Origin of the sequence: Streptomyces atriruber, from assembly GCF_001418325.1 — a bacterium.
GTDB lineage: Bacteria > Actinomycetota > Actinomycetes > Streptomycetales > Streptomycetaceae > Streptomyces > Streptomyces atriruber.
In genome coordinates, this window is record NZ_LIPN01000423.1 from 1 (window position 1) to 17,402 (window position 17,402).

General features: G+C 71.8%; 16 protein-coding genes and 1 pseudogene. 6 read left to right on the top strand and 11 right to left on the bottom strand.

What is annotated here, in order from left to right; genetic code table 11:
- Positions 1–330 (top strand): annotated as a pseudogene (locus AOK03_RS34475) (thioesterase family protein); the annotation flags it as partial.
- A 33-nt stretch (positions 331–363) separates the two neighbouring features.
- Here the strand turns inward: AOK03_RS34475 and AOK03_RS34480 are convergent.
- The 4 genes from AOK03_RS34480 to AOK03_RS34495 all read right to left on the bottom strand — a co-directional run bounded on the left by AOK03_RS34480 (position 364) and on the right by AOK03_RS34495 (position 6,280).
- Complete coding sequence (locus tag AOK03_RS34480; protein ID WP_055569323.1) at positions 364–1,335, bottom strand: acyl-ACP desaturase; 972 nt, start codon at positions 1,333–1,335, stop codon at positions 364–366.
- A gap of 164 nt (positions 1,336–1,499) precedes the next feature.
- Complete coding sequence (gene ddaH / locus AOK03_RS34485; RefSeq protein WP_055569324.1) at positions 1,500–2,276, bottom strand: dimethylargininase; 777 nt, start codon at positions 2,274–2,276, stop codon at positions 1,500–1,502.
- Positions 2,277–2,314: 38 nt separating this feature from the next.
- Positions 2,315–4,627, bottom strand: coding sequence for an ATP-binding cassette domain-containing protein (locus tag AOK03_RS34490; protein WP_055569325.1), 2,313 nt, complete (start codon positions 4,625–4,627; stop codon positions 2,315–2,317).
- A gap of 9 nt (positions 4,628–4,636) precedes the next feature.
- Positions 4,637–6,280: an ABC-F family ATP-binding cassette domain-containing protein gene (locus AOK03_RS34495; RefSeq protein ID WP_055569326.1), complete on the bottom strand. Its 1,644-nt coding sequence runs from the start codon at positions 6,278–6,280 to the stop codon at positions 4,637–4,639.
- 269 nt (positions 6,281–6,549) lie between these two features.
- On the opposite strand from AOK03_RS34495, the gene AOK03_RS34500 reads away from it, so the two are divergent.
- Entirely contained in the window at positions 6,550–7,281 is a 732-nt protein-coding gene (locus AOK03_RS34500) for a GOLPH3/VPS74 family protein (protein ID WP_244177862.1), read from the top strand.
- Between the two features lie 74 nt (positions 7,282–7,355).
- On the opposite strand, the gene ssgD is transcribed toward AOK03_RS34500, so the two are convergent.
- The gene (ssgD, locus tag AOK03_RS34505; protein WP_055569328.1) at positions 7,356–7,772 is read right to left on the bottom strand and encodes a spore wall synthesis regulator SsgD; all 417 of its coding nucleotides are present in this window, start codon (positions 7,770–7,772) and stop codon (positions 7,356–7,358) included.
- A gap of 221 nt (positions 7,773–7,993) precedes the next feature.
- On the opposite strand from ssgD, the gene AOK03_RS34510 reads away from it, so the two are divergent.
- Positions 7,994–9,097 carry a WD40/YVTN/BNR-like repeat-containing protein gene (locus tag AOK03_RS34510; protein ID WP_079075142.1) on the top strand — a complete coding sequence of 368 codons (1,104 nt, stop codon included), beginning with the start codon at positions 7,994–7,996 and terminating at the stop codon, positions 9,095–9,097.
- A 27-nt stretch (positions 9,098–9,124) separates the two neighbouring features.
- Here AOK03_RS34510 and AOK03_RS34515 read toward each other — a convergent pair whose 3' ends face one another.
- The 4 genes from AOK03_RS34515 to AOK03_RS34530 all read right to left on the bottom strand — a co-directional run bounded on the left by AOK03_RS34515 (position 9,125) and on the right by AOK03_RS34530 (position 11,964).
- Positions 9,125–9,424, bottom strand: coding sequence for a YciI family protein (locus tag AOK03_RS34515; protein WP_055569329.1), 300 nt, complete (start codon positions 9,422–9,424; stop codon positions 9,125–9,127).
- A 10-nt stretch (positions 9,425–9,434) separates the two neighbouring features.
- Positions 9,435–9,872 (bottom strand): GNAT family N-acetyltransferase, encoded by a 438-nt coding sequence (locus AOK03_RS34520; RefSeq protein ID WP_055569330.1) that lies wholly within the window; start codon positions 9,870–9,872, stop codon positions 9,435–9,437.
- Between the two features lie 41 nt (positions 9,873–9,913).
- The gene (locus AOK03_RS34525) at positions 9,914–11,368 is read right to left on the bottom strand and encodes a flotillin family protein (protein ID WP_055569331.1); all 1,455 of its coding nucleotides are present in this window, start codon (positions 11,366–11,368) and stop codon (positions 9,914–9,916) included.
- 80 nt (positions 11,369–11,448) lie between these two features.
- The gene (locus tag AOK03_RS34530) at positions 11,449–11,964 is read right to left on the bottom strand and encodes a hypothetical protein (protein ID WP_055569332.1); all 516 of its coding nucleotides are present in this window, start codon (positions 11,962–11,964) and stop codon (positions 11,449–11,451) included.
- 179 nt (positions 11,965–12,143) lie between these two features.
- On the opposite strand from AOK03_RS34530, the gene AOK03_RS34535 reads away from it, so the two are divergent.
- Together AOK03_RS34535 and AOK03_RS34540 are read left to right on the top strand one after the other, a co-directional pair.
- Entirely contained in the window at positions 12,144–12,848 is a 705-nt protein-coding gene (locus tag AOK03_RS34535; RefSeq protein WP_055569333.1) for an endonuclease V, read from the top strand.
- 58 nt (positions 12,849–12,906) lie between these two features.
- A complete protein-coding gene (locus AOK03_RS34540; RefSeq protein WP_055569334.1) occupies positions 12,907–14,361 on the top strand; it encodes a glyceraldehyde-3-phosphate dehydrogenase in 1,455 nt (484 codons plus the stop codon).
- A 79-nt stretch (positions 14,362–14,440) separates the two neighbouring features.
- On the opposite strand, the gene AOK03_RS34545 is transcribed toward AOK03_RS34540, so the two are convergent.
- Both AOK03_RS34545 and AOK03_RS34550 read right to left on the bottom strand, forming a co-directional pair.
- Entirely contained in the window at positions 14,441–15,682 is a 1,242-nt protein-coding gene (locus tag AOK03_RS34545) for a saccharopine dehydrogenase family protein (protein WP_079075143.1), read from the bottom strand.
- A 96-nt stretch (positions 15,683–15,778) separates the two neighbouring features.
- Complete coding sequence (locus AOK03_RS34550) at positions 15,779–16,228, bottom strand: 2-thiouracil desulfurase family protein (protein ID WP_055569335.1); 450 nt, start codon at positions 16,226–16,228, stop codon at positions 15,779–15,781.
- Positions 16,229–16,373: 145 nt separating this feature from the next.
- On the opposite strand from AOK03_RS34550, the gene AOK03_RS34555 reads away from it, so the two are divergent.
- A partial coding sequence (locus AOK03_RS34555) for a CaiB/BaiF CoA transferase family protein (protein ID WP_079075144.1) occupies positions 16,374–17,402 on the top strand: 1,029 nt, incomplete at its 3' end.

Below are 17,402 nucleotides of genomic sequence, written 5' to 3' on the forward strand. Positions count from 1 at the left end.
CGCACTACGGCGTGGATCTCCACCGGCCTCGACCTCGTCGCGGGGCAGTCGACGGGACAGCTCGCCGCCTACGTCGCACTCCTCGACACCGCGAACGGCATCGCGGTGCGCCGGCCGCCCACGGCCTGGATGTACCCGAACGTCGATCTGACGGTCCACTTCCACCGGCAGCCCGAAGGGCGCTGGGTCGGACTCGACACCAGCGTCACCTTCGGTGCCACCGGGCAGGGCCTCACGAGCTCCGTGCTGCACGACCTCGCGGGCCCGGTCGGCCGGGCCGAGCAGATCCTCACCGTCCGGCCCCTGCCGGGCGCCGTCGAAGGGGCGTGACGCAGGGGCCGTGACTGAGGAGCGCGGGCCGGGTCAGGCGCCGCGCGCCGCCATCCGCGCCTTGCGCGCGGCCAGCTTCTCGTCGAACTTCGACGCCTCGGCGTCCAGCCCGCCCATGAAGAAGCCCAGCTCCTCCTGCGCCTGCAGGCCTTCGGGGCCGAGCCCGTCGATCTCCAGGACCTTCAGGAAGCGCAGCACGGGCTGCAGCACGTCGTCGTGGTGGATGCGCATGTTGTAGACCTCGCCGATGGCCATCTGCGCGGCGGCCCGCTCGAAGCCCGGCATCCCGTGGCCCGGCATGCGGAAGTTCACGACCACGTCGCGCACGGCCTGCATCGTGAGGTCGGGCGCGAGCTCGAAGGCGGCCTTGAGCAGGTTCCGGTAGAAGACCATGTGGAGGTTCTCGTCGGTGGCGATGCGCGCCAGCATGCGGTCGCAGACCGGGTCGCCCGACTGGTGGCCGGTGTTGCGGTGCGAGATGCGGGTCGCCAGCTCCTGGAAGGCGACGTACGCGACCGAGTGCAGCATCGAGTGGCGGTTGTCCGACTCGAAGCCCTCGCTCATGTGCGCCATCCGGAACTGCTCCAGCTGGTCCGGGTCGACGGCGCGGGAGGCGAGGAGGTAGTCACGCATCACGATGCCGTGCCGGCCCTCCTCGGCGGTCCAGCGGTGCACCCAGGTGCCCCAGGCGCCGTCACGGCCGAAGAGGGAAGCGATCTCGTGGTGGTAGCTGGGGAGGTTGTCCTCGGTGAGCAGGTTGACCACCAGGGCGATGCGGCCGATGTCGGTGACCGGGGACTGGCCCTTCTCCCACGCCTCGCCGTCCTCGAAGATGCCCGGGAAGTTCCGGGCGTCCGAGAACGGGACGTACTCGTGGGGCATCCAGTCCTTGGCCACCTTGAGGTGGCGATTGAGTTCCTGCTCGACCACTTCCTCCAGCGCGTAGAGCAGCCGGGCATCGGTCCAGCTGTCCGCGCTGCCGAGGTGGGGAGAGGTGATCGTCACGGGGGCTCCAGGGGGACGGGAGTTCAGAGGGTCCGAACGGGCAGTGCGAGCGGTGCACTACTTACGGTGTCGTAGGTTACGTTGCCGTAGGTTAAACCCGTCGTAAAGAGGTGATGTGCCCGGACCCCCGCCCGTCCCTGTCGCAACTGAGGCCTCATTGCTGGTCAGGCGTACAGTTCACGGAGCCGGACTGAGAGGCACGTCACACAGCCTTCGATCTTCTCGAACTCGCTGATGTCCACCGGAACCGGGTCAAAGCCGAGATCGGCGAACAGCTCCGCGCTCCGGGGCGCGCTCGCCGACATGAGCAGTTTCGAGCCGCCGAGCAGCACCACGTGCGCGCCCGCCTCCTCCGGTACGGGCAGGAAGCGGGGAAACAGCGAGGGGCTGTCGACGAGCGGCTCGTAGCCGATGACCGTCCCGTCGGGCAGTGCCGTCACGGCGGACTTCAGATGCAGGACCTTGGCCACGGGGACGGAGACGACGCGCGCCCCGAGCGGCTCGAAGACGGCCCGCAGCTGCCGCACCCCCTCGGCATCGGTCCTGCCGCCCCGCCCGACGTAGATGGTGTCGCCGATCTTGAGCACGTCGCCGCCCTCCAGCGTGCCCGGCTCCCACACCCAGTTGACCGAGCAGCCGAGCCGGCCCACCGCCTCCTCGACGCCGGTCGTCTCGCCCCGCCGGGACCGGGCGCCGGGCCGGGCGATCAGCGCCACGTTCCGGAAGACCACCACCGCGTCCTCCACGAAGACCGAGTCGGGGCAGGCGTCGGCCGGCTCCACCTCGAAGGTCTCCCAGCCGTGAGCGTTCAACGCCTCCACGTACGCCTCCCACTGCCGCGCCGCGAGTCCGGTGTCGACCGGGGTGCGTTGCAGATGGGTGACCAGGCCCTCGGCGAGGCGCGGGCTCGGGCGGCGGATCAGGGCCTTCTTGCTGGGCACGGGCGGCTCTCCTCACGCGGGCGGGCAGTGCCGCAACATCATGCAGCGCGTGGCCCGTCCGCGCCCAGAGCGCCTCGGAGGTGATCCGCCGTGAACGAACCCTCGGCCCGCAGGAGCTGCGCGGGCGTCCCCTCGAAGACGACCCGTCCGCCGTGCTTGCCGCCGTCGGGCCCCAGGTCGATCACCCAGTCCGCGTGCTTGACGACGTCGAGGTTGTGCTCGACGACGAGCACCGTGTTCCCGGCGTCGACCAGCCGGTCGAGCATCGCGAGCAGTCCGTCGATGTCCGCCATGTGCAGTCCGGTGGTCGGCTCGTCCAGGACGTACGTCGTGCCCGTGCGGTGCAACTGGGTGGCCAGCTTGATGCGTTGGCGCTCGCCGCCGGAGAGCGTGCTCAGCGGCTGTCCGAGCGTGAGGTAGGTGAGGCCCACGTCCCGCAGGGCCCGCAGGCGGCGGCGCACCGACGCGTCGTCGAAGCGCCCGAAGAAGTCCAGGGCCTGCTCGGCCGTCATCTCCAGTACGTCCACGACGGACCGGCCGCCGACGGTGAGCCGCAGCACCTCCTCCTTGAAGCGGCGCCCCTCGCACGCCTCGCACGTCGTGGTCACCGGGTCCATGAACGCGAGGTCGCTGTAGATGATCCCGCGTCCCTGGCAACGCTCGCACGCGCCGTGGGAGTTGAAGCTGAACAGGCTCGCCCTCGCCCCGGTCTCGCGCGCGAACACCTTGCGCAGCGTGTCCATGATCCCGAGGTACGTCGCCGGGGTGGAGCGGCCCGAGATGCCGATGGACGACTGGTCCACGACCACGGCGTCCGGGTGCGCCTCGACGTACGCCTTCGACACCAGGGTGCTCTTGCCCGACCCGGCGACGCCGGTGACCGCGGTGAGGACCCCGGTCGGCACCCGCACGCTCACGTTCTTGAGGTTGTGCAGATCGGCGTCCTTGATCCAGTGGCCGCCGACGGCCTCGCGCGGGTGTTCCTTGATGCCGGTGGCGTGCCGCAGGTGGCGGCCGGTGAGGGTGTCGGCCCGGCGCAGCTCGTCCGGTGTGCCCTCGAAGACGACCCGGCCTCCGTCGGTACCTGCCGCCGGGCCCATGTCGACGACGTGGTCGGCGATCGCGATCACGTCGGGGTCGTGCTCGACGACCAGGACGGTGTTGCCCTTGTCGCGCAGCCGCAGGAGGAGGCCGCCCAGGCGCCCCACGTCGCGCGGGTGCAGTCCGACGCTCGGCTCGTCGAAGATGTACGTCATGCCGGTGAGGCTGGAGCCGAGGTGGCGCACCATCTTCAGCCGCTGCCCCTCGCCTCCGGAGAGCGTGGACGTCTCGCGGTCCAGGCTGAGATAGCCGAGCCCGATCGCCTCGATCCGCTCCAGGGCCGCCACGGCCGCCCCCGCGACCGGACCGGCCACCGGGTCGTCGATGCGTCCCAACTCCGCGATCAGATCGGTGACTTCCATGCCCGTGCAGTCGGCGATGCCCAGGCCGTCGATGCGGGTGGCGAGCGCCGCCGGATTGAGGCGGGCCCCGTGACAGGCCGGACAGGTCCCCTCGTGGAGGAAGCCCTGCACCATGTCGCGGGTCTTCTGGGAGAGCGAGGACAGGTCACGGTTGAGGTAGAGCCGCTCGAAGCGGTCGGCGAGCCCTTCGTAGTCGATGTCCCGCGCGCCGCCCGTGTTGTTGACGCTCACCTTCTCCTTGGCGCGCCCGCCGCGCAGCAGGAACTGCCGTTCCGCCGCGGTGAATCGGCCGACCGGCTTGTGCGTGTCCAGGTCGGGCGTGTTCGTGTACGTCTGGCCCTGCCAGGTCCCCGCGGCGAACGGCGGGAAGAGGACCGCGCCGTCCGCCAGCGACCTGGCGGGGTCGAGGATGAGGTCGTAGTCGGGCCGCACCGTGCGCCCGAGTCCGTCGCACTCGGGGCACATGCCCGCCGGGTCGTTGAACGAGTACGCCGCCGCGGAGCCCGCGCTCGGCGTGCCGTGCCGGGAGAACAGCACACGGATCACGGAGTAGATGTCCGTCATCGTGCCCACGGTGGAGCGGGAGTGGCCGCCGACCGGCTTCTGGTCGACGACGATCGCGGGGGAGAGCTCCTCGATGGCGTCCGCGTGCGGCCGCTCGTACTTCGGCAGCCGGTTGCGGACGAACCAGGTGAAGGTCTCGTTCAGCTGGCGCTGGGATTCCACCGCGATCGTGTCGAAGACGACCGACGACTTCCCGGACCCCGACACGCCCGTGAAGACCGTGAGCCTGCCTTTGGGGATGCGCAGGCTCACTTCCTTCAGGTTGTTCTCACGGGCTCCGTCGATGGCGATGTACTGGTGCGTGTCCTGGTTGTCCTGGTCCATGCACCGAAGCTATGCGGAATACCCGACAGCTTCTGTCTTCTTTTCCTGAGTGATCTCCTTGATCTCCCCGTCCAGGAGCAGCCACCGCGTGATGCCGATGGACTCCAGGAACGGCAGGTCGTGACTGGCCACGATCAGCGCGCCCTCGTACGACTCCAGGGCCGTCGACAGCTGCTTCGCGCTCGCCATGTCGAGGTTGTTCGTCGGCTCGTCGAGCATGAGCAGTTGCGGCGCGGGCTCCGCGAGCAGCAGCGCCGCGAGCGCCGCCCGGAACCGCTCGCCGCCCGACAGGGTCCCCGCCTGCTGGTCGGCCTTGGCCCCCTTGAACAGGAAGCGGGCCAGCCGCGCCCTGATGCGGTTGTTGGTGGCGTCGGGAGCGTACGCCGCCACGTTCTCCGCGACGGTCAGCCCGTCGTCGAGCACGTCGAGGCGCTGGGGCAGGAAGCGCATCGGCACATGCGTCACGGCCTCGCCGGAGACGGGTTCCAGCTCTCCCGCGATGGTGCGCAGGAGCGTGGTCTTGCCCGCGCCGTTCCGGCCGATCAGCGCGATCCGCTCGGGTCCGCGCAGCTCGAACTCGCCTGCCACGCGGGCGCCGTAGCGCAGTTCGAGACCGCTGAGGGTGAGGACCGTGCGCCCCGGGTGCACCAGGGTGTGCGGCAGGTCGACGCGGATCTCGTCGTCGTCCCGCACCGCCTCGACGGCGTCGTCCAGGCGCTCCTTGGCCTCGGCGAGCTTCTCCTCGTGCATGATGCGGTGCTTGCCCGCCGACTCCTGCGCGGCGCGCTTGCGGTTTCCCATCACGACCTTCGGCTCGCGCTTCTGGTCCCACATCTTCTGGCCGTACCGCTTGCGGCGGGCCAACTTGACCTGGGCATCGGCCAGTTCGCGCTTCTGCTTGCGCAGATCGGTCTCGGCGACGCGTACCATGCGCTCGGCCGCCTCCTGCTCCACGGCGAGGGCCTCCTCGTACGCGCTGAAATTGCCCCCGTACCAGCTCACCTCCCCCTCGCGGAGGTCGGCGATCTGGTCCACGAGGTCGAGGAGTTCGCGGTCGTGGCTGACGACGACGAGGACGCCGGCCCATGCCTCGACGGCCGCGTACAGGCGCCGACGGGCGTACAGGTCAAGGTTGTTGGTCGGTTCGTCGAGCAGCAGTACGTCGGGGCGGCGCAGCAGCAGCGCGGCCAGCCGCAGCAGCACCGACTCGCCGCCCGACACCTCGCCCGTGGTGCGGTCGAGGCCGATGTGGCCGAGCCCGAGCTGGTCGAGGGTGGCGACGGCGCGCTCCTCGACGTCCCAGTCGTCGCCGACCGTGGTGAAGTGCTCCTCGTGCACGTCGCCCGCCTCGATGGCGTGCAGCGCGGCGCGGGTCCCGGCGATGCCGAGCACCTCGTCCACGCGCAGACCGGTGTCGAGCGTGACGTTCTGCGGCAGATAGCCGATGTCGCCGGCGACGCGCACCGTGCCGTCGGTGGGCGTCAGCTCACCGGCGACGAGCTTCAACAGGGTTGATTTCCCTGATCCGTTGACGCCGATGAGCCCGGTCCTGCCGGGTCCGAAGGCCACCTGGAGGCCGTCGAAGACGCCGGTGCCGTCGGGCCAGCCGAAGGAGAGCGACGTACAGCTGATGGAGGTGGGGAAGGTAGACATACAGGCCTCGCGGTTGCGTGGGTGAAGCGCGGTCAGGGGCAACGCGTTCGAGACACCGCGGCGGAGGTGAGGCCGGAGAACGGAAAAAGGGCCTGTGCCGGGGGGACGGGACGGCTCGTGATGCCGAGGTCGCACACGGCGTGCACGGCAGCGAAAGCTGCGTGACGCGATGTCTCATGACCTCAGACGAGCAACGTCCTACTCCTATCGACGGCAACAGAACCGTTGTACACCGTACGGCGCACCGTGGGGTGTGTCAACGTTTTATCGTGAGGCCACGTCTGGCCCCCGTGATCGCCGACCGAGGAGGCGCCGTGCACTACGGCACGCTGTCCCTGCCCGCCAGGCTGCTGCTGCTGGCGTGGAGCGGTGAGAAGGGGACGTTCACCGGCGGCCCCGACCTGCACCTCGTCATCCGCGCCGGAGCACTGGCGGAGCTCGCCCTGCGCGGTGTGATCGTGGAGGCGGACGGCATCGTCACCCCGGTGGTCGGCGCGCGCACAGGCGACACGGTGCTCGACGCCCTCGCCGCGCTCATCGAGGGGTCGCGGCCGCGCAAGTTGCGGGGCTGGCTGACGCACCGCTCGCGCACCACCCTGGACGAGGTGCGCGACCAGCTCACCGCCCACGGCTATCTGCGCCAGGAGCGCAGGCGCGTCCTCGGCGTCTTTCCGACCCGGCACTGGGAGCTGGAGCGCGACGGTTACGCGGAAGCGCTGCAGGCCGAGGCGGGCACGGTGCTGCGCGGCCCCAGGCCGGTCGCGGAGGTGCCCGCGAGCGAGGCGGCCCTCGTGATGTGCGCGGCGACCGGCAAGGTGCGGCCGTTCGTCACCGGCAAGGACCGCAGGCGGTACAAGGACCGGCTCGCGGAGCTGACCGACCGCGGCGGCGGCGCGTCGCCGGAACTGACCGAGCTGATGCGCGCCCTGCGCAAGGCGCTGGCCTCGGCGGTCGCGGCCGCGGAGATGGCGCGCTCGTCGAGCGGCGGCGGAGGGGGCTGAGACCGGGCTCGACCGCGGGGCGACCGACTGTCGGGAGTGCGCGACCGGCTATCGGGAGTGCGGCCGCGGCGAGCTCAGCACGCGTCCCGCATCAGCTCGGCCAGGTCCTGGTCCAGGTCGACGTGACGGTGCTCCTGGCCGGCCGGCACCAGCGCCATCGTGCGGTGCAGGAAGCGGTTCAGGTCCCCGGTGCGGATGTGGACGATCGCGGTGCCCTCGGGGGCGTGGAACTCCACGACCGTGCGGTCGAAACCGTACGGACGCACGCGCACGTCACCGTCGCCCACCGCCCGCTCCACGCCGTGGACGAGGAGTTCGCGGGCGAAGGTCCAGTAGACCTCGATGCCTTCGAGGGTCGCGGGAGCGGGGAAGCTCATGCGCACGGCGAACGGATCCCGCCGGTCGTAGTGGAGCGTTGCGGGAATGGTGGGCATCCGGGGCGCGGCGGCGACCAGGCGGGCCTCTACGGCTTGCTCGATGACGGTGGACAACGCCTGCTCCCTCACTGACTGCTGGACGACTGGGTCGGCACTTGAATAGACGACGGAAAGAAGAGATCCGTGCACACGGAGGGCGGGTCGGAGCGAGTGACCTCTGTCACCGCGACACCCGGGCGGGGCCCGCGGTTCCCGGTGACCACCCCATGGGGGACGCCTTCAGGCCATCTGGACGAGGCCCTGCGCGTCGGCTAGCTTCGCCCGCCATGAGGGGCATGGGGAAGACGAAGTCGACGAGGCGGACGGTACTGACGGGACTGTGCGGGGCGATGCTCGCCGGAACCCTCCTCGCGGCGCCGGGCGCCGCGGGGGCGGACGGCCCCGGGCACCACCCGGACCGGGATCCGCGCTGGCAGCTCAAGGACAGCGGCACCGACGCCCGCTTCCGGGGGCTCGCCGCCGTGAGCCGCGACGCGGCCTGGGTGGCGGGCACCAAGGGGACCGTGCTGCGTACATCCAACGGCGGCAAGACCTGGCGCGATGTGTCTCCGCCCGGCGTCGCCGATCTGGAGTTCCGTGACATCGAGGCCTTCGACGGCCGCCGCGCCGTGGTGCTCGCCATCGGCGAGGGCGAGGCGTCCCGGGTGCTGCGCACCGAGGACGGCGGGGCCAGCTGGACGGAGTCGTTCCGCAACACCGACGCCAAGGCGTTCTACGACTGCATGACCTTCTTCGACCGCCGCCACGGCCTGGCGATGAGCGATCCGGTCGACGGCAGGTTCCGCATCCTCTCCACCGCCGACGGGGGCCGGTCCTGGAAGGTCCTGCCGGACGCCGGGATGCCCGCCGCGCAGGAGGGCGAGGCGGGCTTCGCGGCGAGCGGCCAGTGCCTGGTCTCCACGGGTTCGCGTGACGTGTGGCTGGCCACGGGCGGGGCGGCCCGTGCGCGCGTCCTGCACTCCGCCGACCGCGGCCTGACCTGGCGGGCCGCCGACGTGCCGGTCCCGGCGGGCGACCCCGCCCGCGGAGTCTTCGGACTCGCCTTCCGCGACCGTGCGCACGGCATCGCGGTGGGCGGCGACTACCGCGCCGACCAGGCCTCGCCGAAGGCGGCCGCGGTCACCCGGGACGGCGGCCGCGGCTGGGACCCGGCGGGGCGCCCGCCGCCCGCCTACCGCTCGGGCGTGGCCTGGTTCCCGCACAGCCGCTCCACGGCCCTCGCGGTCGGCCCGACGGGCACCGACGTCACGACGGACGGCGGTCGGAGCTGGCGGACGGTCGACCCCGGGTCGTACGACACCGTGGACTGCACCCCCGACCGGGGCTGCTGGGCCGCGGGGGAGAAGGGGCGGATCGCCCGCCTGGAAGGGCGGCGCTAGGCGGCACGGGCGGCGCCGGGCGCGGCGCTAGGCGGGCAGTTGCTCGCGGTACGCGGAGAGGTCCGGGGCCGTCTTCGTCGCGTAGAACTCGGTGACGCGGTAGGTGCACACCTCGGCCACCGTGAACGGGTCCGCCGCGACGATCTCCTCGATCGCCGCGCGGTCCGCCGCGACGGCGATGATCACGCCGCCGTCGCGCGGGTTCTTGCGGCCCGAGGCGATGAAGACACCGGCCTCGTACTGCTGGTCGAGCCAGGCGACGTGGGCTGCCAGATGCTCGTCGACGGCGGAGACCGGCGCGGTGTAGGTCAATTCGAGAATGAACATGATCGCGAGGCTACCGGGCGGCCCGGACCATGAAGACGTCGATCGGGTCCTCGGCCTCGACCGCGAACCCGTGGCGTTCGTACAGCCGCCGGGCGGAGCTGCCCTGCAGCACGTCGAGCCGGACGGTGGCGCCCTCGGCGTCGGTCCGCTCCAGGAGCGAGCCGAGGACCGTCGAGCCGAGGCCGCGCCCCTGCAGCCGCGGGTCGAGGTAGAAGTGCTCCAGCCACTGCCCGTCGGCGGCGGGCCGCAGGGTGACGCACCCCGCGAACCCGCCGCCGCTCTCGATCACGCGGGTGTGCTCCGGGGAGAACGAGTCCCGCAGCCGCTGCCGCACCCGGTGCGGATCGAACCGGCCGAGACGCTCCAGGTCGGGCCGCATCACGATCGCGCGCAGCTCCGCGATGGGTTCCATGTCCGTCGTCCTCGCGGAACGCAGTGCCCAGTCCATGATCGAAGGGTATGCGGCCGCGAGGAGGCCCCGGCAGCCGTCTAGTCGGTGACGTCGATCCTGCCGTTGACGGCCGCGGGGACGGCGGACGCCGAGGCCGCGTCGCCCGTCGTGCTCCTTGCCGGGGTGCCCTTGCCGGTGATGCCCTTGAGGAGCTCGGCGAGGTCGACCCCCGTGGTGGAGCTGAGGAGTTCGACGCCCTGGGCGACGTTGTCGGCGACCGTGCGGGACAGCTGGCTCGCCCCGTCCGTCGAGATCACCGTCATCTTGTCCACCGCGCTGAGCGGCTCGGACGCCTTGGCGACCACGCTCGGCAGGACCTCGACGAGCATCTGCAGGACGGCGGCGTCACCGTACTGCGCGAACGCGTCGGCCTTCTTGCGCATCGCCTCGGCCTCCGCGGCGCCCCGCGCGCCGATCGAGGCGGCGTCGGCCTCGCCCTCCAGGCGCACGGCGTCGGCCAGCGCGGCACGGTGCGCCTTCTCGCCCTCACCGGTCAGCCGGGCGCGCTCGGCGTCCGCCTCGGCCTGCTTGACCAGTCCGATCCTGCGGGCCTCCGCCTCCTGCTCGGCCTGGTAGCGCGCGGCGTCGGCGGGCTTGCGGACCTGGGTGTCCAACTCGCTGTCGGTGAGCGCCGCCTGGCGCTTGGCGACCTTCTCCTGCTCGGTGAGCACGTCCTGCTGCCGAGCGGCCTCGGCGAGCGGTCCCGCGGCGCTCGCGCGCGCCGCCGCCTCGTCCGTCTCGGCCTTGATCTCGGCCTGCTTGAGGTAGAAGGTCCGCTGCGCGACGGCGATCTCCTCCTCGGCCTTCAGCCTCGCCTGCTCGGCGGCGCGGCGCGCCACGGCCTCGGCGATGTCCGCCTCCTGCCGGGCGCGGGCGGCCTCCGGGCGGCCGAGGTCCTCCAGGTACGAGCCCTCGGTGGTGATGTCCTGGATCTGGAAGGCGTCCAGCACCAGGCCCTGCCCGGACAGGCTGGCCTCGGCCTCCTCGGCGACCTGACCGGCGAACGCGGCCCGGTCCCGGATGATGTCCTCGACCGACATGCGTCCCACGATGGAGCGCAGCGCGCCGGAGAGCACTTCCTGGGTGAAGCCGACGATGCCGTCCTGCTGGACGAGGAAGCGCTGGGCCGCGGCCCTTATCGAGTCCTCCGTGCCGCCGACCTTCACGATGGCGACGCCTTCGAGGTTGGCCTTCACGCCGCGCAGCGTGACCGCGCCGCGCACGGCTATCGGGATGTGCCGCGAGGAGAGGTCGAGGGTGAACTTCTGCTGCACGAACGGCACGACGAAGACGCCACCGCCGACCACGACCTTCTGGCCGCTGTTGTCGGTCATGATCCGGCCGGTGTCCGGATCGGTGGACTTCTTGCCGCGCCGGCCGGTCACGATGAAGGCCTCGCTGGGCCCGGCGACCTTGTAGCGCGTGATGACGACGAGCGCCAACAGGACGAGGAGTACGACGACTCCCACGACCGAGATCAGGACTGGACTCATGGTGCATTCCCCCCTTGCCACCCGGGGACGGCAGATCGGTTGCGAAGGTTGGTGAGCGGTGGACCGGCGGGCGGTGGCGCTCAGCGTTCGACGGGCCGGACCGCCACCGAGGTGGGCGACAGTGCGGCGTCGACCCAGATCTCGGTGCCCCGCGCCACGGCGGTGGAGCTGCGGGCCGCGTACTTCACGCGCTGGCCCGCGAGGTGCAGCAGCACCTCGCCGTAGCCGTCGGCCGGAATCGCCGTGACCACCGAGCCCGCGGTGCCCACGAGGTCGGTGCCGCGCGGTGTGGGGGCGGTCTGGTCACGCATCAGGGCGCGGGTGAGCTTCCACGTCACCCAGCCCGCGCCGGTCCCGGCGCAGGCTCCCGCGACGGTGGCGGGACCGGCGCCGAGGCCGGTCGTGCCGAGCACGAGCGCCCCGCCGAAGCCGAGCATGGACACGAATCCGGCGATGACCGGCAGGGAGAGGAGCCCGTCGAAGAGCCCGTCGACCGCGCCCGCTCCGCCGAAGAGCCCTTCGAGGACCCCGTCGAGGAGGAGCGAGAGCGTCAGCAGCACGATTCCCGCGATGCCGAGACCGAGAAACACCGTCATCGGATCACTTCCCCCGTCGCGCCGTTCACCTCGTTACGGGGGGATGGTGACATACCGGACCGGAGCCGTTCATTGCCGGAACCCGGCAATCTTTACGCTTCTTTAATGCCGATTGCTCCCGACCGCGGCCGTCGGCCCCTGGGAGGGGTGATTCCGCGCCAACTAGGCTTCCCGGCACCATGACCAGCTACGCGACGCCCTCCGACCGGCCCACCGGCGACTGGCCCACCGACGAGCGGACGGCGCGCGCCGTCCAGGACGCCCTGCGCACCCGCGTCGTCCTCGACGAAACGGGCCCGCCGCCCGGCACCGGACACGTGACCGGAGTCGACGTCGCCTACGACGACGAGCGGGACGTCGTCGCCGCGGCCGTCGTCGTCCTCGACGCCGCGACGCTCGACGTGGTCGAGGAGGCGACGGCGGTCGGCACGGTGACGTTCCCCTACGTCCCCGGCCTGCTCGCGTTCCGCGAGATCCCCACGGTCCTCACCGCGCTCGCCGGGCTGCGGTCCGACCCCGGACTGGTCGTCTGCGACGGCTACGGCATCGCCCACCCGCGCCGCTTCGGCCTCGCGAGTCACCTCGGCGTCCTGACGGGGCTGCCGACCATGGGCGTCGCCAAGAACCCCTTCGCCTTCTCGTACGAGGATCCGGCCGCCCGGCGGGGCAGCGCGGCGCCGCTGCTGGACGGGGCGGAGGAGGTGGGCCGTGCGCTGCGCACGCGCGAGGGCGTGAAGCCGGTCTTCGTCTCGGTGGGACACCGGGTGAGCCTGTCCAACGCCTGCGGGCACGCCCTGCGTCTGACGCCCCGCTACCGGCTCCCGGAGTCGACCCGGCGCGCGGACGCGCTGTGCCGGTCGGCGCTGCGGGACGTGGCCGGTTGAGAAGCGCAAAGATGTGCGGGTTAGCATATGAGCGCCGCCTAGCTCGAAAGATACTCCTGTGACTGTCAATGACGACTCGTTCACCAATTGGAAGCACCGCGAGGAGATCGCGGAGTCGATGATCCCGATCATCGGGAAGCTGCACCGCGAGCGGGACGTGACGGTCCTGCTGCACAGCCGCTCCTTGGTGAACAAGTCGGTGGTCAGCATCCTCAAGACCCACCGATTCGCCCGGCAGATCGCCGGCCAGGAGCTCTCGATCACCGAGACGCTGCCGTTCCTGCAGGCCCTGACCACGCTGGACCTCGGCCCGTCGCAGATCGACCTGGCCCTGCTGGCGGAGGCCTACAAGGCCGACGACCGCGGACTCACCGTCGAGCAGTTCACCGCCGAGGCCGTCGCCGGTGCCATCGGCGCCAACAAGGCCGAGCGCAGCGAGGGCCGCGACGTCGTCCTGTACGGCTTCGGTCGCATCGGCCGCCTCGTCGCCCGTCTCCTCATCGAGAAGTCCGGCTCGGGCAACGGCCTGCGCCTGCGCGCCATCGTCGTGCGCGGCGGCGGCGACCGGGCCGCCGAGGACATCGTGAAGCGCGCCTCGCTGCTGCGCCGCGACTCGATCCACGGCCAGTTCCAGGGCACGATCACCGTCGACGAGGCGAACAGCACGATCGTCGCCAACGGCAACGAGATCAAGGTGATCTACGCCAACGACCCCTCCGAGGTCGACTACACGGCGTACGGCATCAAGGACGCGATCCTCGTCGACAACACCGGCAAGTGGCGCGACCGCGAGGGCCTCTCCAAGCACCTGCGCCCGGGCATCGACAAGGTCGTCCTGACCGCCCCCGGCAAGGGCGACGTCCCGAACATCGTGCACGGCGTCAACCACGACACGATCAAGCCGGACGAGCAGATCCTGTCCTGCGCCTCCTGCACCACCAACGCGATCGTCCCGCCGCTCAAGGCGATGGCGGACGAGTACGGCGTCGTGCGCGGCCACGTGGAGACCGTCCACTCGTTCACGAACGACCAGAACCTCCTGGACAACTACCACAAGGCCGACCGCCGCGGCCGCTCCGCGCCGCTCAACATGGTCATCACCGAGACCGGCGCCGCCTCCGCCGTCGCGAAGGCGCTGCCCGACCTCAAGGCCCCGATCACCGGCAGCTCGATCCGCGTGCCCGTGCCGGACGTCTCGATCGCCATCCTCAGCCTGCGCCTGGGCCGCGAGACCACCCGCGACGAGGTCCTCGACCACCTGCGCGACGTGTCGCTGCACTCGCCGCTGAAGCGTCAGATCGACTTCACGACGGCGCCCGACGCGGTGTCGATGGACTTCGTCGGCTCACGCCACGCCTCGATCGTCGACGCCGGCGCCACCAAGGTCGACGGCGACAACGCGATCCTCTACCTCTGGTACGACAACGAGTTCGGCTACTCGTGCCAGGTCATCCGAGTCGTCCAGTACGTCTCCGGGGTGGAGTACCCGACCTACCCGGTGCCGGTGGCCTGACCTCCGTACCTGAGGTGGATGCCCCGCACGGGAACGTGCGGGGCATTTCCATCGGGCCTGCCGCCGGTGCGGCGCGTGCCTATCGCTCCGCGACGACCCGGAACGAGAGCCCCACCGCCCGCAGCCTGGCGATCAGCGCGTCGCCCATCGCCACGGCCGTGGTGACCTGCCCCGACGTCGGCGGCAGGGAGTCGAGGGCGAGGCACAGCGCCGACTCGCCCAGCATCCGCGCCGTCTCGCCGTAACCGGGGTCACCGCCCGAGACCTCGGTGAACACCCGCTTCCCGCCGCCCTCGCCGACGAACCGGACCGAGAACCACGAGGAGGCCCGCCGCGCCTCGCTCGGCCCGTCGCCGGGCTTCAGGCGCGCGGACAGCCACCGCCGCGCGGGCGGCAGCTGCGCCACCGCGAGGAGGCCGCCGAGGGCCACCGGAGCGCCCAGCGCGACCGGCAGCGTCTGCACGGCCGCGTAGTGCCGGTAGCGGAAGTCCGGCCCGTACCGGTCCAGGGCGCGCGCCGAGCGCTGCACCACCTGCGGGTCGATCGTCGGCAGGGGAAGGGCCCACGCGCCGACCTCGCCCGCGTACCGGGGCGCGCCCGGCGGGGCGTACGCCTTGCGTTCCACCGAACGCGGCTCGTGCCGTCGGCGGTCCTTCGCGGCGGCCAGCATCTGCGGCCCCCGCCCGAACTGGTTGAGCGCGGAGGCGAAGGTGCCGCCGGAGAACCGCGCGCCGACCCGGACGAACCCGTCCACGCGCAGCGGCACCCCCTCGGGCAACTGCTGCACGGTGAAGTAGGCCCCCAGGTCGTGCGGGACCGAGTCGAAGCCGCAGGAGTGCACGAGCCGCGCGCCGGTCTCCCGCGCACGGGCGTCGTGCTTCACGTACATGAGGTCGACGAACTCCGGCTCACCCGTCAGGTCCACGTAGTCCGTGCCCGCCTCGGCGCACGCGGCGACCAGTTCCTGTCCGTACGTCAGGTACGGGCCGACGGTCGAGGCGACCACGCGCGCGTGGGCCGCCAAGTCCTTCAGCGACTCGGGATCCGCGACATCGGCGCGGACCAGGGGGAGTTCGGCACACGCCGGATCGATCGCGGCGAGCCGCTTCCGCAGCCCTTCCAGTTTCGTGGTGTCGCGCCCGGCGATGGCCCACCGCACCCCTTCGGGGGCATGGGCGGCGAGGTGCTCTGCGGTGAGCGCCCCCACGAAACCCGTCGCTCCGAAGAGCACGATGTCGTACGCGCGCTCGCTGTCCTTGTTGCTGCCGTTGCTGCCATTGCTGCCGTCATTACGGTTGGTACGGCTCTTACGACCGGTCATGGCACCTCTCCGCCGTGGGCCCGCGCAGTTGTCGGGGGCAGAGGCTAGCGCGCGCGGCGGGGGCCGGGACCAGGAGGTCTCCTCGGCCTGGCGCGTTCACACCCCGGGCGCCGGCCGCACCGTGATGCCGTGCCGTTCGAGGAGCGCCGCGGTGACCCCGTCGCCCGCCACGAGCCCGCCGTCGAACGACCCGTCGTGCACCGCCCCGCGGCCGCACGAAGGACTGCGCGGCATCAGCAGCGCCTCCGTGCACCCGCCGTGGCGCGCGGCCGCCAGCGCGCGCCGCGCGCCGTCCACGAACTGCGCCGTCACGTCGCGCCCGGTGTCCTCGACCACCCGGGCCGTGCCGTCCAGGACGTCGTGGCCGTCGCCGCCGACGAGCTCGGCCGGGCGGCGCGGCGTCGGCAGGCCACCCGCGGCCTCGGGGCAGAACGACACGACCGCGCGGCCCGCCACCGCCCCGTCGAGCTCGGGCGAGGCCTTGTCGCGGCCGTCGTAGCGGCACGGAACTCCCCGCAGACACGCGCTGACCAGTACGGAATCCATGCGCCCAGGCTATGCGCCGCACGGGTCGGGCGGCCCGGCGGGCCAGAATTGGCTAAGCGCTTGCTCGTCAGGGGCTTGTGCCAGGTGGAACACGTTCTTAGCATCACTGGTGTTACATCAGTTGTGTCACAGTGCTGGGGGCTCAATGACAGTGCCGGGCAAGGGCGTTCACGGACCGCTCGCCGGAGTGCGCGTGGTGGAGCTGGCGGGCATCGGGCCCGGCCCGTTCGCCGCCATGCTGCTCGCCGATCTGGGCGCCGACGTCGTGCGCGTCGACCGGCCCGACGGCGGCGGCCTCGCGATCAACCCCGAGTACGACGTGACCAACCGCAACAAACGCTCCGTCGTCATCGACCTCAAGGCCGACGACGGCGCGGCCCGCGTCCTCGACCTGGTCGAACGCGCCGACGTCCTCATCGAGGGATACCGGCCCGGCGTGGCCGAGCGCCTCGGCGTCGGCCCCGACGCCTGCCGCGCCCGCAACCCGAAGCTGGTCTACGGCCGGATGACCGGCTGGGGCCAGGAAGGGCCGCTCGCCCGGCGCGCCGGTCACGACATCGCTTACATCGCCATCACCGGCACGCTCGGCATGATCGGCAACCCCGACGAGCCGCCCGCGATCCCCGCGAACCTCGTGGGCGACTACGCGGGCGGTTCGCTCTATCTCGTCGTCGGCATCCTCGCCGCGCTGCACCACGCGCGCGAGCACGGCGCGGGGCAGGTGGTGGACGCCGCGATCGTCGACGGCGCGGCCCACCTCTCCACGATGATCCACGGCATGCTCGCGGCCGGCGGCTGGCAGGACCGCCGCGGCGCCAACCTCCTCGACGGCGGCTGCCCGTTCTACGGCACGTACGAGACCGCGGACGGCGGCTACATGGCCGTCGGCTCCCTGGAGCAGCAGTTCTACGACGAGTTCATCGCGCTGCTCGGCCTCGCCGACGCCGCGCCCGCCCGCAAGGACCTGGCTCGCTGGGGCGAGCTGCGCGACGCCGTCGCCGCCCGCTTCAAGGAACGTACGCGCGACGAGTGGACGGCCGTCTTCGAGGGCTCCGACGCGTGCGTGGCGCCCGTGCTGTCGCTGCGGGAGGCGCCGAGTCACCCGCACCTCGCGGCCCGCGGCACCTTCACCGACCACGGCGGCATCACCCAGCCCGCCCCCGCCCCCCGCTTC